The organism is Citrobacter sp. TBCS-14, from assembly GCF_005280805.1.
In the GTDB taxonomy this organism is placed as follows: Bacteria; Pseudomonadota; Gammaproteobacteria; order Enterobacterales; family Enterobacteriaceae; genus Citrobacter; species Citrobacter gillenii.
In genome coordinates, this window is sequence record NZ_SZWM01000526.1 from 1 (window position 1) to 217 (window position 217).

The following is a 217-nucleotide window of genomic DNA, read 5'->3' on the forward strand; positions in this document are numbered from 1 at the left end:
TTACAGTATCTTTCTTTTTCTTAATCAATGAACTAGAAGAAAAGAAGACTGTATCGTCTTCCGTTTCCTCTTTTTCTTTAATAAAAACAGTTTTACAGAAGATATTGATTAACTCGTTAGTTGTAGGAAGCTCTGTTTTATCATCTAAGGCGTTTTGCATTCCTCCGTTACAATCTACCCAAAGTATCAATAACTTGTCTGTAAAGCTCTCCATTTG

Annotated in this window: 1 protein-coding gene; it reads right to left on the minus strand. The window is 32.7% G+C overall.

The window, feature by feature from the left end; all coding sequences use genetic code 11:
• On the minus strand, positions 1–217 hold a 217-nt coding region (locus FDX22_RS30565), incomplete at both ends, for a hypothetical protein (protein ID WP_222592535.1).